Consider the following 14,890-nt stretch of genomic DNA (forward strand, 5'->3'; position numbering starts at 1 on the left):
CCGGAGAGTCCAATGGCGCAGAAACTAAATAAAAAACAAGGAAATGATCAGATAATAGCGGACTTCTTTAAGAAATCAATCTGGTTTGTATTGATAATTACGATGATTATTATTGCCATCGTTTACTTTTACCAATCCAGAGAAAACACCTTAGAAATAGTAGAAAAGGAATATCAACCGCCGGAAAAGTTAAAAATAGAAATTTCACCACCGGAAATTTTATTTTCAGAAGAAACCGAAAAAAGAGGGATAAACTTCAGTCAACAAAATGGAGCAACCGGAGAAAGGTTATTGCCTGAAACGATGGGTTCGGGAGTAGCTTTTATTGATTTTGATAATGATAACGATGAAGATTTAATTTTTGTGAATAGCACTTCTTGGGTATGGGATTCTCCACAAAGTACTTCGACGCAGGAGGTTTATGAAAATGATGGCTCCGGAAACTTCAAAAATGTAACTATCGAAAAAGGATTGGATGATGTGTTTTATGGCACAGGAATTGCGGTGGGTGATGTAAATAATGACGGCTATGATGATTTGGTAATTACTGCAGTAGGAGAAAATAGACTTTACATCAATAACGCTGGAAATAATTTTACGCGTGATAAGACTGTGTTGGATTGTACAGCAGATGCCTGGAGTACCAGTGCCGGATTTTTCGATTATGACAATGATGGTGATTTGGATTTAATGATTCTGAATTATGTTCAATGGTCGAAAGAACTGGATTTGGCAGCAGATTACCGAATTGATGGAATTGGTCGTGCTTATGGGCCACCTGCCAATTTCCCCGGAACTCATAGTTGTTTGTTTGAAAATGTTGATGGGCAATTAGTTGATGTCACTGAAAAATCGGGGATTATTGTCAGAAATCCGGCAATGAACTCTTTGGAGGGGAAATCTTTGGCATTGACCTTTACGGATATAAATTCCGATGGTTTTGAAGATGTAATCGTTGCCAACGACACGACCCGAAATTTTGTTTTTGTGAATCAAGGCAATAAAACATTTAAAGAGCAAGGTGTTGAATTTGGACTGGCTTATGATGCCGGTGGTAAAGCAACCGGAGCGATGGGACTAGATGTTGCTAATTATAAAAACGATGCGGATGTCGCTGTTGCTGTTGGGAATTTCGCCAATGAAATGACTTCATTTTATGTCAATCGTGCCAGTTTGGGATTTTTTACAGATGAGTCGGTCATTACAGGAGTTGGTCCGCAAAGTCGTTTGGCATTGACTTTCGGTTTGTTCTTTTTCGATTACGATTTAGACGGTAGGCAAGATTTTTTCCAAACCAATGGACATGTTGAAAATGAAATTAATAAAGTACAAAGTGCCCAACACTATGCGCAAAAAAGTCAGCTTTTTTGGAACTGTGGTGATGACTGTGAGCGAACTTATATTGCTGTTGAGAATGCAGGAGATTTAAACTCACTGGATTTGGTTGGTCGTGCAGCTGCCTATGGGGATGTTGATAATGATGGGGATTTGGATATTGTCATCACTCAAGTTGCAGATTCTGCAAAATTATTTATCAATCAATCTGAGAAAAGAAATTGGATTGGCATCAAACTTTCATCACAAACTCAATCACCTATTGGAGCGACTATCGAAGTTCATGCTTCCTCAAATATTCAGAAGTTTAAGTATTCTCAAACGAAAAGTTACCTTTCACAAACGCAAAAAGGAATTATTGCAGGGTTAGGTGATGACAAACTTGAGAAAATTGTGATAAGTTATAGGGATGGGGTTAAATCAATAACTGATTTTAAAATAAATAATTGGAATTTAATTTCTCTTGAGTAAGAAAGAGTTATTTCTGTACTTTATAAACAATCTGCTGATTGCTGCGACTTTCTTTTGTTTGAGTATTGCAGTCGAACCATTAATAGTTCCTCCCACATTTATAACACCTGTTTGGCCGGTTGCGGGATTCGCCGTTTGTGTTGTATTATTGTGGGGCTATCGTTATTTGCCGGCAATAGCACTGGGAGAGCTGTTGATTTGTTTCAGATATTATCATGTTACTGAAACAATGGGATATATGGAGCTATCTCTCCTTTACATTTTATTGATTCTGATTACATTATTTAGAAGTGCTGCCGGTGCCTTTCTCGTTCATCGTTTTTTGGGTAAAACCAATAAATACCTTACATACCAGTCTGTTTTAAAACTGTATCTTCTTGCTGGTGTAATTCCGACATTTCTTTCTTCATTTCTTTTTGTTCAGGTTTTACTTTTTGCAGGATATTTAGAAATCAATTATTGGGTATTTGAGTATTTAAGCTGGTGGTTTGCTGATAGTGTGGGTGTATTTATAAGTTTGCCGGTTTTATTAACTTTATTTGCTCTTCCCAGAGAGGATTGGAAGCCTCGTATCTTAAAGGTTATTTTACCCTTGATTGTAACGACTTTCTTGATGATATTTATTTCCATCAGCTTCAAAAATTTTGAACAGGTTCGGCTGATTAATAATTTGGAGAAAAACACGGATTTAGTTTTTAATGAAACCCTAAAGAAGTTTGCAGACAGCCAAACAATGGATAATTGGGTTCCTAAAGGACAGGTCGCAGCAGAATTTAATGAATTGATTAAAAACTATACCGATGTTGTTGTGCTTGCAAATAGCTTGAAAAATATTAATTTTACCATTGAGTTTAATGATAATGGAAAATATCAGCAACTTTATAAATCTAAAATAAAGGCCAATGAAAACTCGATCTGGAAAGTTTCCAAGTCATATAACTACGCCGGAAATGATTGGAAATTGACGGGAATTGCCACGCCAGGTTATCTTGGTGAAAATGCTTTCTTCATAATATGGTGGCTAATGGCGACCGGCTTCCTGTTTATTTCAATTTTGGGAGCCACATTACTGGTTATCACAGGAAATGATATCCGTAGTCGAAATTTAGTCAAAACCAGAACTGAGGAAATTCAAAAACTGAATGAATTCCTGCGCGAAAGCGAGAGTAGGTATAAAAAACTGATTGAGGTACAGCCGGTTATATTTTGGAAGCATATACGAGGAGAACCGGTACTTGATTTTGTCAGTAGTGAAGGGAGTACCTTGTTAGGATATTCACGAAGCGAGCTGGTGAGTCTGGATATACTGTGGAATAAAATCATTCATCCAGAAGATAAGGTACGAGTTCTCACTGAATATCATGGCAACGTATCCTCAGGAAAAAGGTTTACCTTGAAATACAGAGCTGTGACTAAAAATGGAGACGTTTTATGGTTTCAAGATTATATTTCCACTCGTATTGTTGATGGTAAAACAGAGGTTGTTGGTCTGAAAATAGACATCACATCCGACCAAAAAAGAGATCAGGAAATCGAGAAACTGGCTTACTTTGATGTTTTGACACAGTTACCAAACCGGATTAAATTCACCGATTCATTAACACAATCGTTGGAAGAGTCAGTTAGAGAAAACACTAATGGTGCGATTCTGTACATTGATATTGACCGTTTTAAATTTTTTAATGATTCAATGGGTCAGTATTTTGGCGATCGTCTGTTGGTGAAAATTTCTGAAAGAATTCAGGAAAAACTATGTAGTGAATGTATTATTTCTCGTGTTTCAGGTGATGAGTTTGCTATTTTAATTTCTCAAAAACATGAGGATATCGGTGAAATAAAGAAAGAGTGTTTACAGGTTTCGCAACTCATTCACGACTCTTTCAAAAAGCCGGTTGTGGTTAAAGGGCATAGTTTTTTTATTTCTTTAAGTATAGGGATTTGTATCTTTCCGAATCATACGGATAATGTCGAAAAAATAATTCAGTATGCCGGAATCGCTATGTATCACGCTAAATTACAAGGGAAAAACCAGGTTTGCATATTTGAAAAAAATATGTTGAGAGAAGTTAATGAAAAACTGGATATAGAAAAATCTCTCAAACTGGCATTAATGGAGGAGCAAATGGAGGTGTATTACCAGCCTATTTTTAATGATGAAAAGGAAGTCATTAAACTGGAATCATTAATCCGTTGGAATCATCCCAAAAGAGGATTGCTGTTGCCTTCTGTTTTTATATCTGTGGCTGAGCAAACCGGGATGATTGTGGAACTAACCGAGTGGATTATTGATGCCGTGTTTAAACAGATAAAAACCTGGCAATCTTCTGACTTAACAACACTTCCGGTTTCAATAAATATTAGTCTTTTCCAATTTAAATATTCCGGTTTATTGGAAATGTTAGAGAGATATGCCGAAAAACACCAAATTGATCCACAAGTTGTCACTCTGGAAATCACTGAATCCATAGGCGTGGAAGATTTTGATTTTACTCTTGAAAAACTTCTAAGAATCAAAAAGTTAGGATTTAAATTAGCAATAGATGATTTCGGAACCGGTTATTCCTCACTTAATTATCTGACGCAAATGCCAATTGATACTTTGAAACTGGATATGAGTTTTGTGGAAAACATCGGAGTTGTGACTACGGCTGATACATTAGTCGAAATTATTTTACTGATGGCACGCAAGCTCGGTTTTGAAGTTATTGTTGAGGGAATTGAAAACCGAACCCAGTTTGAATTATTAAAAAAACTCGGTTGCAAAGAATTTCAGGGTTTTTTAGTCAGTGAAGCATTGAACGTTAGTGAAATAGAGAAAAGATATTTAAACATTTGAACATAAAACAATAACTCTCAAGTTCATAACAATTTCAAACTAGCTAACTCCAAGACTCACAAAATAATAAAACTACTAAAAAAGGCTAAATAATTCCCCTTTGAGATGTTTCAGTCACATTTCTCATATAAAATCAGTCGCATGAAAATTTTAAAATTCGCTCTGTTTATTATTTTACTTATGCCATTGATATATTTGGTTTATTTATATCAAATTCAGGATTTAACTGCTGACCCAATCGAATATATTTTGCATTACACCGGAATTTGGACCATACGGGTATTATTACTTTCATTGGCATTGACACCCTTAAGAAACCTATTTAAGCAGGTCTTCTTTTTAAGAGTTCGCCGAATGGTTGGGCTATTTGTTTTCTTCTATGCAACTTTGCATTTATTGGTCTATCTGGGTTTGGATCTGGGTTTTCGTTTTGGACATTTGTGGGAAGATATTGTGAAAAGACCTTATATTACCGTTGGCTTTTTAGCATGGCTATTATTAGTCCCAATGGCAATCACTTCGACTAATGGAATGTTAAGACGTTTGGGTAAAAAATGGAAAACGCTTCATAAAAGCATTTATCTGATTGCGATTCTGGCATGTTTACACTTTATTTGGCTGGTAAAAGCAGACTTGGTTGAGCCATTAATTTATTCCGGTTTGTTTTTTGCATTGTTGTTTTATCGACTTATTAAATACTCAAAATCATGACACGATTAACCAGAGATATCAGACGCAAGCAATCCAAAGTTTTGTTGAAAATGGCGAAAGCGATTTCAGAAGCAGGAGCTCCGGCTCACCGTTTGGAAAGCTCAATGGAAGTTTTGCTGGAAAAATTTCAGATGGAAGGCAATTTTTTTGCCATGCCAACTGCATTATTTGCAACTCTTGGAGATGAAGAAGTCCAACGAACTTACATGGTTCGAACAACTCCCAAGGATGTCGACTTAGAAAAACTCAGTGAGTTGAATCATGTTATTGAGCGACTACACAATGATGAAATTGATATTGTCGATGCCTACGAGGAAATTAACACGATATCAAAGAAAAAACCTCGTTACAACACGACGATGATTGCATTCGCAATTGGCATGGCATCAGCCAGTTTGGCAGGGTTGTTTCAAGGAAGCTGGATGGATGTTCTGGTTGCATTTCTTATGGGATTAATGACGGCAACTATAGTTCTTTTCAGTACCAAACATAAACATTTGGCGTTGTTATACACGCCAATAGCGGCAACAGCTGTTGGTTTGACCTCAATGACAATCAGTCATTATTATCAAACCATCGATCATTTTATTGTTTCACTTTCAGGCTTGATTATACTTGTTCCGGGATTGGGAATTACCATCGCTATTAGAGAATTATCCACAGGACATTTAGTTTCCGGAAGTGCCCGAATGGCTGGTGCGGTAACGACTTTTCTATTGCTATCATTTGGTTTGGCATTAGGTTTTATGATTGTAATCAAAGTTTTCGGTTCGGTTGAAGTTCATAAACTCGAATCCGTCCCCAATTGGTTTGTCTATCTCTCAATAATTATCATCAGTTTAGCGTTTACGATTTTATTCAATGCAAAGTATGTGGATTTCATCTGGATATTATTAACAGCAACCATAGCAATTATGGGCTCACGCTATGCCGGATATTGGCTCGAGTCACCTTTTTCATCATTTGTCGCGGTACTTTGTGTTTCCATTGCAGGAAACATATTTTCCCTGATTAGCAAAAAACCGGCATCAATTATGCATATACCGGGTGTGATGCTATTAGTCCCGGGAAGTATTGGTTTCAAATCACTGGAAGCTATGCTTGATAATCAAACCATCGACGGCATCCAAACAGCGTTTTCCGCACTTTTAATTGCCGTTGCATTGGCGATTGGTTTGATAGCAGGGAATTTGTTTGTACCAATTAGAAGAGCGTTATAAATTTTATAGATATTTTGTAAGTTGAAGATATAGCGATTATCTAAAATTTTATTTGTTCAGTTTCGGTTCAGTTACATAAAATTAAGATAGCTTTAAGAGCTGTTATTTTGACTTTGGGAGAATTGATATGAGATTATCTAATTTCATTTTTTTGACTGTATTTTTTATTTTTTCTGTATCCGTTGATGGAAATGTATTGAAGTCAACAGAACCTGACTATGTTATTACAAAAGAGCAAATCCTGAAAAGCGGTTATAACGGCTTAGGAGAAGCTCTGAATGAAATGGTGATTGCGAACGGGGATTCCAGGAATCGTTTTACTAACGGTGGTGATGGTTCGGTGACTGTCACTTTTAACAACTTGGGTTTCGGTGGTGATTTATTAGTGTTGCTTAATGGCAGCAGGCTAAAAAAAACTGTATATGGTACATTTGATTTTACCAATATTCCAATATCAATTATTGAGCGTGTCGAAATACATTTGGTGAATAACAAAGGGCAGTTTGTAACCGGTGGAGCAACTGGAGTAATCAATATTATTACTGAAAATTCATTGAATGGCTTGAGTATAGATACCTATTACGGCCTGTCTGAAAGAGGTGATGCAGAAAGTCAGAATTACAGTATCAATTATGGAAATGAGTCAGAAAAGGGAAGAGTGAATATCATTTCTGAATTTTCTAATAGTAAGCCTATTTTTGCTCGAGATAGAAAAATATCAGCTTTGCCTGTTTACGGAACAGGTGTAAATTTGGGCAGTATAATCACCCCTCAAGGAAGCTTTCAATTTGTAGATCCCATCACAGGTGAGTATTATAGTTCAGTTACAACATTAACAGGAACGAATGGATTTAACGAACCCAATGATCCTGATTTGATACCGTTTACTAGAGAACTTAGATACAATTATGCACCTGAGAATTATTTATTAACACCACAAGAAAAATACTCCCTCTATTTGAATGGAAATTACGAGCTTTCAAATGATTTGTCTTTCAGTGCTGAATTGCTGTTTAACCGAAGGAAATCAGAGCAAATGTTGGCACCTGATCCAATGTCTATTTACAATTATTATTCTCCTGTGATTGTTATTGGGAGTTCGAATCCGTATAACCCTTATTATGGTCAGGATTTCCGTTTGTATTCAATAAATAGAAGAATAGTAGAACTCGGAAATCGGTTTGAAAATCAAGAGTCTGATACATTTTTCTATAAAGCAGGATTGCAAGGACAATCGGAACTCGGGAAAGGATGGAAATGGAAGGCCAATATAACTTTTAATAAAAACAATGAAACAGAAAACCTCAGTGGATTAGTCGATACTGAACGGGTATTAACAGCTTTGGGAAACAATTGTACGGGAGACTGTGTTCCTCTCAATCTATTTGGAGGTTCGGGAACAATCACTCAGGAAATGCTGGATTATATTGCTTATGAAGGGTTGAGTGAAACTGATACTAAAGTAACATCATTTCAATTTCATGCTTCATCAACTCTGGCAGAACTTTCTTCTGGAAGTTTGGATTTGGAAATGGGTTATGAGTATAGAAAGCACAGCGGATATTACAGGCCGGATGCAGCTCTCATTAATGGAAATATTTCGAGTCGGCTTAATCCATATTATTTATTTGATGGTTCATATCATGTGAGTGAAATTTATGCTGACTTTGATGTTCCCTTGAGTAAAAAACTGGATTTATACACTTCTGCGAAACTGAGTAAATATGATTTTACCAATGTTGAATTATCAGGAGGCGTTCATTTCCGTTACAAGCCTTTAAACTCGCTGACATTTGACCTTGGTTATGCAAGAGTGAATAACGAACCAAAGTTGTATGAATTATTTATGCAGGAGTCCTTCATTGGCTTAATTAGCTATTATTTACCTGTTAATGAAGACTATTATCTCTCCACAAGAGGTAATGATGATTTGTCTTTGGAGAAATTTGACAACTTTAGTCTAAATATCAATTACAGACCACAATGGTCTGAAGGCCTTGAAATGGATTTTTTATTATTAAAACAATCATCTGATAATTTAGTTACACTCGAGTCGCTAAATTATTTGAGATCATCTTGCAGGTATTCAGGAGAACCTCTTTATTGTGATCGGTTTACTCCGATTGATCAATATACGTATGAAGCCGTAACTACATTTGTAAACGGAATCCGCTCATTCGATGTATTCAATATTGGTTACAATCTGAAATATAAAGTTTCTACAGATTCAGCTGAATATATATTTGCATTGAATAATTTATATATCAAAAATAACGAAATAAAAAGAGATTTAGGTGCAAATAGAGAGCATGTAATCAATTCAATTACATTAGCTGATTCATTAGGCGATTATGATGTGGAAAGAGAGATACCCAGATTAAAAACAAATTTTACAATTGATATGAAAATCAAAGATTTTTCTATAAATTATCAAGCCCGATATATTTCCGGTTTTGAAGAAGAATGTGATTCCAATTACCTAGCTATAGTACCAACCAACAATCCTAATGCACCTGGTGGAGTTGTACCGGAAGATTTTCAATGGTGTACATATGCTTCCAGCATCAATAGCAGTAATAACCGAAGACATGTCGGAGGCACAACATTCCACGATCTCAATTTTGAATACGACTGGAAACAATATGATTCAAAAATCATGCTTGGTATTGAAAATGTCTTTGATAAAACACCGCCTTTATCATCAACAGCCGATGCCAACAGTTATCTGACTCATATTTACAACGGAACAGGCCGATATTACTGGCTGAGGTTTTCTAAAGATTTCTAAACAATTAAACTCTAATCCAACGATTCAATATACTCACTCATTGTATATTGACCGTTGGATTGTTTGATAAGCCAGCGAGCCACATTGAGAGCCCCTTGTGCAAAGATTTTTGGGTTTTTAGCTGAGTGCTCGATCGTTATTTGTTCTGAGTCATTGTCTAATTCGATTTTATGGATTCCTGCGATTTCAGCTTCACGTTTACAAAAAATGTTAATATCTTCTAACTGATAGTGGTTTTCAGTTTCTTTTTTGATAATACCATGAGGTTTGATGCTTCTTGCAAGAGTGATTGCCGTTCCCGATGGCATATCTTTTTTATGAATATGGTGTATTTCGGTAATTTCAGCATTCGTCTCAACCAGCTTTGTGTAGCGAGTCAGCATTTGTTGAATTAAGTTGATAGAAATTGAAAAATTGGATGCCCACAGGATTGGGATGTATACTGCGGCTTTTTCAATATCTTTAAAGTGTTTTTTGGTTAAACCGGTTGTTCCTGTGACCAGAGGAGTTTTTGTTTCAATACAATGAGTAAGGACTGTTTCAAAGGCATCAGGGGTGGAAAAATCAATCCAAATATCTGATTTTTCGCAAGTTGTGTTAAATTTATCATTGGCATATTCAGATTTTTCAGAAACAAACCCGCAACTGAGCTCCAAATCTGAACTTTGCTCAATCAATTCACACAGTATTTTGCCAATCCGACCGCTGGCTCCGGCAATTCCGACTTGAATTTTCATTAAGATTTCAACTTATCCATAAAACTTTTCACGCTGTCGAACCAACCTTTTTCTTTAGGGTTATGTTTGTTTCCACCTTTTTGGATGGATTCGGACAGTTGCTTAATGAGCTTTTTCTGATGATTGGTAAGGTTTACCGGTGTTTCAACGTCCACTTTGCAGAACAAATCTCCGGTGCGATGTGAGCGAACTGATTTCACGCCTTTGCCTTTGATTTTAAACATTTTTCCTGACTGGGTTTCGGCTGGGATTTTCAGTTTAACTTCACCATCCAGAGTTGGAATATTTAAATCACCGCCAAGAACTGCGGTGGCAAAATCAATTGGCATGGCTGTGTATAAATCATCGTTGTCACGTTGAAAGATATCATGAGGATTAACATGAATATCAACGTATAAATCTCCGGGAACTCCGCCGGCAGGTGCTGCTTCACCTTCACCGGATAATCGGATTCTGTCACCATTATCGACTCCAGCAGGGATTTTGACGTTGAGAGTTTTGGTTTCTTTCTGGCGACCTTCACCATGACATTTTTTACAAGGATTCTCAATCATTTGACCTTGCCCTTTACAGGTCGGACAGGTTTGCTGAACTGAAAAAATACCTTGTTGCATACGAACTTGTCCGTGACCATCACAGGTTGTGCAAGTTTTTTTCTTGCCGTCTTTAGAACCTGTTCCATGACAGGTATCACAAGATGTCAATGTCGGAATTTTAATTTCCTTATTTACACCTGCAACTGCTTCTTCCAAATCCACTGTTACTTCAAACTGAACATCTCTTCCGCGCTGTTGACGTTGTCTGCGTCCGCTGCCACCGAAAATATCACCAAAGATATCACCAAAAATATCTCCAACATCAGCGCCATGAAAGCCACCGCCACCGGCTCCCTGATTGACTCCATCAGGACCAAATTGGTCGTATCGAGCTCTTTTATGATCGTCTTTTAAGGTGTCATACGCACGATTGACTTCCTTGAACTTGTCATGAGCTTCGGGGTCGGAATTTCGGTCAGGATGATACTTCATCGCTTTGCGTTTGAAGGCTTTTTTCAATTCCACTTTGGTTACGGTTTTTGTAACGCCCAATACTTCGTAATAATCTCTGTGTGACATTTTTAGCTAAACTCTTTTTTCGCTATTATTTCTAGTTATATTGAAATATAAAAGCCCTTGGTCGAAACAAAGTGCTTTATTGATAGTCAACTTTTTATGAAAAAGTTATCATTTCTTGTCGTCAACTTCTTCAAATTCAGCATCTACAACATCATCGTCTTCTGCATTATTGGTAGGAGCTTCACTTTGTGCACCGGCCTGTTGTGCTGCAGCTTGTGCTTTTTGCATGACCGGTGATAATGCTTGTTGCAAAGCTTCACTCGCTTGTTCGATAGCTGCTTTGTCATCCTGTTTCATTGCATCTTCCACTTTAGTGATTGCAGTTTCAACAGAAGCTCTTTCAGCGTCGCTAATCGCATCTTTGTTATCGTTTAACATAGTTTTTGCTGAGTGAACCATCGCATCAGCGGCATTTCTGGCTTTAACGAGCTCGTGGAATTTTTTATCTTCCTCAGCGTGCATCTCAGCATCTTTAACCATTTGGTCGATTTCTTCATCCGATAAACCGGAACCGGCTTTGATTTCGATGCGTTGCTCTTTACCTGTTGCCTTATCTTTGGCAGAAACATTCAAGATTCCGTTGGAATCAATATCGAATTCCACTTCAATTTGTGGCATTCCGCGCGGAGCAGGGCTGATGCCTGATAAATCAAAACGACCCAGAGATTTATTGGCAGATGCGATTTCACGCTCACCTTGTAAAACATGAACAGTCACCGCGGATTGATTGTCTTCAGCCGTTGAGAAAACTTGCGATGCCTTAGTTGGAATCGTTGTGTTTTTATCAATCAGCTTAGTCATCACACCACCCATAGTTTCGATACCCAATGATAATGGAGTTACGTCTAACAATAACACATCTTTCACATCACCGGAAAGAACACCAGCTTGAATCGCAGCTCCCATAGCAACGGCTTCATCCGGATTAACATCTTTACGAGGCTCTTTGCCAAAATAGTCAGCAACAACCTTTTGCACTTTCGGCATACGGGTTTGTCCACCTACCAAAATCACATCGCTGACTTCTGAAACGCTGATTCCGGAATCTTTCAGAGCTGTTTTACATGGCTCAATTGTGCGTTGAATCAAATCATCAACCAAAGATTCCAGTTTTGAACGAGTCATTTTCATGTTCAAGTGTTTAGGACCGGAAGCATCGGCTGTGATGTATGGTAAATTGATTTCTGTTTGTTCCGCAGAAGACAATTCGATTTTTGCATTTTCAGCAGCTTCCTTCAGGCGTTGTAAAGCCATAGGATCGTTTTTAAGATTAACTCCCTGGTCTTTTCTGAATTCTTCAACAATGTAATCAATGATGCGTTTGTCAAAGTCTTCACCACCTAGGAATGTATCACCATTGGTTGCTAATACCTCAAATTGTTGCTCACCGTCGATATCAGCAATTTCAATGATGGAAACGTCAAATGTTCCGCCACCTAAGTCATAAACAGCAATGGTTTTGTCGCCACCTTTTTTGTCCAAGCCATAAGCTAACGCTGCCGCTGTTGGCTCATTGATGATACGTTTGACTTCAAGACCGGCAATTTTACCTGCATCTTTGGTCGCTTGTCTTTGTGAATCATTAAAGTAAGCAGGAACAGTTACAACAGCTCCGGTTACTTTTTCGCCGAGATAATCCTCAGCAGTTTTCTTCATTTTCATCAGGATACGAGCTGAGACTTCTTGCGGAGCCAATTTTTTACCTTTGACTTCCACCCAAGCATCACCGTTATCCGCTGCAATGATTTTATAAGGAACTAAATCCTTATCTTTGGCAACAACATCCTCACTGAATTTACGACCAATCAGACGTTTAATTGCAAATAATGTATTTTCAGGGTTTGTTACAGCCTGACGTTTAGCAGGTTTACCAACCAGGATTTCACTTTCATCGGCATAGGCTACGATTGAAGGAGTGGTTCTGTCACCTTCAGAGTTCTCGATAACCTTTACACTATTGCCTTCCATGACGGCAACACAGGAGTTGGTAGTACCTAAGTCTATTCCTATAATTTTTGACATTTTCTGGACCTCTACAATAAGTTTTTTAAGTTCAACAAGCCCTTGAGTGTGCTTGTTTTTCTAAGATGGTACTAATGTGTGGTTGCTGATTTTTTTTTCAACCCTAAATTTGATTTGAATTCTGAAAAAAGCAGGAATTATTAACAAAACCGAATGAAATAATAAATAAATCATAATAGCAAAAATATTAGAATTTGCTAAAATACCCGAAGTTAAAAATTTGAGAATACTATGAGCGAAGTGAAACATCATAAATTGATTATTATTGGTTCCGGTCCGGCAGGTTATACGGCAGCAATTTATGCAGCAAGGGCAAACCTGAATCCGGTTGTAATTACCGGAATCGAGCAGGGCGGACAGTTAATGACGACGACAGAAGTGGAAAATTGGCCGGGCGACCCTGATGATATGCAAGGACCTGAATTGATGGCTCGTATGTTGAAACATGCTGAAAAATTTAACACTCAAATGATATTTGATTACATCAATTCTGTGGAATTACAACAAAAACCTTTTATTTTGAAAGGGGATTCTGCAACCTATAGTTGTGATGCCTTGATTATTGCAACCGGAGCGAGTGCCAAGTATTTGGGACTGGAATCCGAAGAAGCGTTCAAAGGCAAAGGTGTTTCTGCTTGTGCCACTTGCGATGGTTTTTTCTATCGTGATAAGCCTGTAGCGGTTATCGGTGGTGGAAATACCGCTGTTGAAGAGGCTCTGTATCTTTCAAATATTGCCTCAAAAGTTTATCTTGTGCATCGTAGGGATGAACTTCGTTCCGAAAAAATTCTGATTGATAGAATTAAAGAAAAAGCAGCCAACGGCAATATAGAATTTGTCTGGAACAATAATCTGGATGAGGTTGTTGGTGACAAGATGGGCGTTACTGGCATTAATGTGAAAGACAAAAACAGCGGTGAAATCAGACACATTGAAGTGGATGGAGTTTTCGTTGCCATAGGACACAGCCCAAACACCAAGATTTTTGAAGGACAACTGGAAATGAATCATGGTTACCTCAAAGTTCAAAGCGGACAAAACGGCAATGCCACACAGACCTCTGTAGAAGGTGTTTATGCCGCCGGTGATGTTTCGGATCATATTTATCGTCAGGCTATTACTTCAGCAGGGACGGGGTGTATGGCGGCGCTCGATGCCGAACGATTTTTAGATTCATTATGAACAATCTGCTCACACCATAACTGCAGTATTATAGTGCTCAGATGGTCACATATTAACCATATGCTCACATCTTGCGCGCTATAATACCTTGTTCTGATGTAATCATATTACCCCTAATGAACTAAAATATTTAGACGCATTATAAGTGTTAATTTTAATTTCCATAGCGGCGTTATAGTTGTACTCGAATGGTCACATATTTGAACATATGCTCACATTCTGTGCTAAAAACGCCTTGCCAGAGAGCAAAAGTACACTAATTGTTTAAGATTTCCTATACTCCAACAAATCCCCGGGTTGACATTCCAAGACTTCACATATTAATTCCAGAGTACTGAATCTGATCGCTTTGGCTTTGCCTGTTTTTAAAATTGAGAGGTTCGATAAAGTGATTCCCACTTTTTCGGACAACTCATTCAATGACATTTTTCGTTTTGCCATCATCACATCGAGGTTAATAATAACTGGCATGG

The 14,890-nt window shown here is 37.6% G+C and carries 10 protein-coding genes; 6 read left to right on the forward strand and 4 right to left on the reverse strand.

Annotated features, from left to right (window positions below; translation table 11 throughout):
- The first annotated feature begins 12 nt into the window (after positions 1 to 12).
- The 5 genes from R3F25_04105 to R3F25_04125 all read left to right on the forward strand — a co-directional run bounded on the left by R3F25_04105 (position 13) and on the right by R3F25_04125 (position 9,361).
- The gene (locus tag R3F25_04105) at positions 13 to 1,806 is read left to right on the forward strand and encodes a VCBS repeat-containing protein (protein MEZ5495999.1); all 1,794 of its coding nucleotides are present in this window, start codon (positions 13 to 15) and stop codon (positions 1,804 to 1,806) included.
- The gene (locus R3F25_04110) at positions 1,799 to 4,642 is read left to right on the forward strand and encodes an EAL domain-containing protein (protein ID MEZ5496000.1); all 2,844 of its coding nucleotides are present in this window, start codon (positions 1,799 to 1,801) and stop codon (positions 4,640 to 4,642) included. The genes R3F25_04105 and R3F25_04110 overlap by 8 nt, the downstream gene beginning before the upstream one ends.
- Before the next feature lie 141 nt (positions 4,643 to 4,783).
- Entirely contained in the window at positions 4,784 to 5,353 is a 570-nt protein-coding gene (locus R3F25_04115) for a protein-methionine-sulfoxide reductase heme-binding subunit MsrQ (GenBank protein MEZ5496001.1), read from the forward strand.
- Entirely contained in the window at positions 5,350 to 6,573 is a 1,224-nt protein-coding gene (locus tag R3F25_04120) for a threonine/serine exporter family protein (protein ID MEZ5496002.1), read from the forward strand. Before R3F25_04115 ends, R3F25_04120 begins: the two co-directional genes overlap by 4 nt.
- Positions 6,574 to 6,700: 127 nt before the next feature.
- Positions 6,701 to 9,361: a TonB-dependent receptor plug domain-containing protein gene (locus R3F25_04125; GenBank protein MEZ5496003.1), complete on the forward strand. Its 2,661-nt coding sequence runs from the start codon at positions 6,701 to 6,703 to the stop codon at positions 9,359 to 9,361.
- A gap of 11 nt (positions 9,362 to 9,372) precedes the next feature.
- Here R3F25_04125 and dapB read toward each other — a convergent pair whose 3' ends face one another.
- The 3 genes from dapB to dnaK all read right to left on the reverse strand — a co-directional run bounded on the left by dapB (position 9,373) and on the right by dnaK (position 13,235).
- Positions 9,373 to 10,098, reverse strand: coding sequence for a 4-hydroxy-tetrahydrodipicolinate reductase (gene dapB / locus R3F25_04130; GenBank protein MEZ5496004.1), 726 nt, complete (start codon positions 10,096 to 10,098; stop codon positions 9,373 to 9,375).
- Entirely contained in the window at positions 10,098 to 11,213 is a 1,116-nt protein-coding gene (gene dnaJ / locus R3F25_04135) for a molecular chaperone DnaJ (protein MEZ5496005.1), read from the reverse strand. Before dnaJ ends, dapB begins: the two co-directional genes overlap by 1 nt.
- A 108-nt stretch (positions 11,214 to 11,321) precedes the next feature.
- A complete protein-coding gene (gene dnaK, locus R3F25_04140) occupies positions 11,322 to 13,235 on the reverse strand; it encodes a molecular chaperone DnaK (protein MEZ5496006.1) in 1,914 nt (637 codons plus the stop codon).
- A gap of 231 nt (positions 13,236 to 13,466) precedes the next feature.
- Between dnaK and trxB the strand changes: the two genes are divergently transcribed.
- Complete coding sequence (trxB, locus tag R3F25_04145) at positions 13,467 to 14,417, forward strand: thioredoxin-disulfide reductase (protein ID MEZ5496007.1); 951 nt, start codon at positions 13,467 to 13,469, stop codon at positions 14,415 to 14,417.
- Positions 14,418 to 14,681: 264 nt separating this feature from the next.
- On the opposite strand, the gene R3F25_04150 is transcribed toward trxB, so the two are convergent.
- Positions 14,682 to 14,888 (reverse strand): helix-turn-helix transcriptional regulator, encoded by a 207-nt coding sequence (locus R3F25_04150; protein ID MEZ5496008.1) that lies wholly within the window; start codon positions 14,886 to 14,888, stop codon positions 14,682 to 14,684.
- Positions 14,889 to 14,890 lie beyond the last annotated feature (2 nt).

The organism is Gammaproteobacteria bacterium (genome assembly GCA_041395445.1).
GTDB lineage: Bacteria > Pseudomonadota > Gammaproteobacteria > Xanthomonadales > Marinicellaceae > NORP309.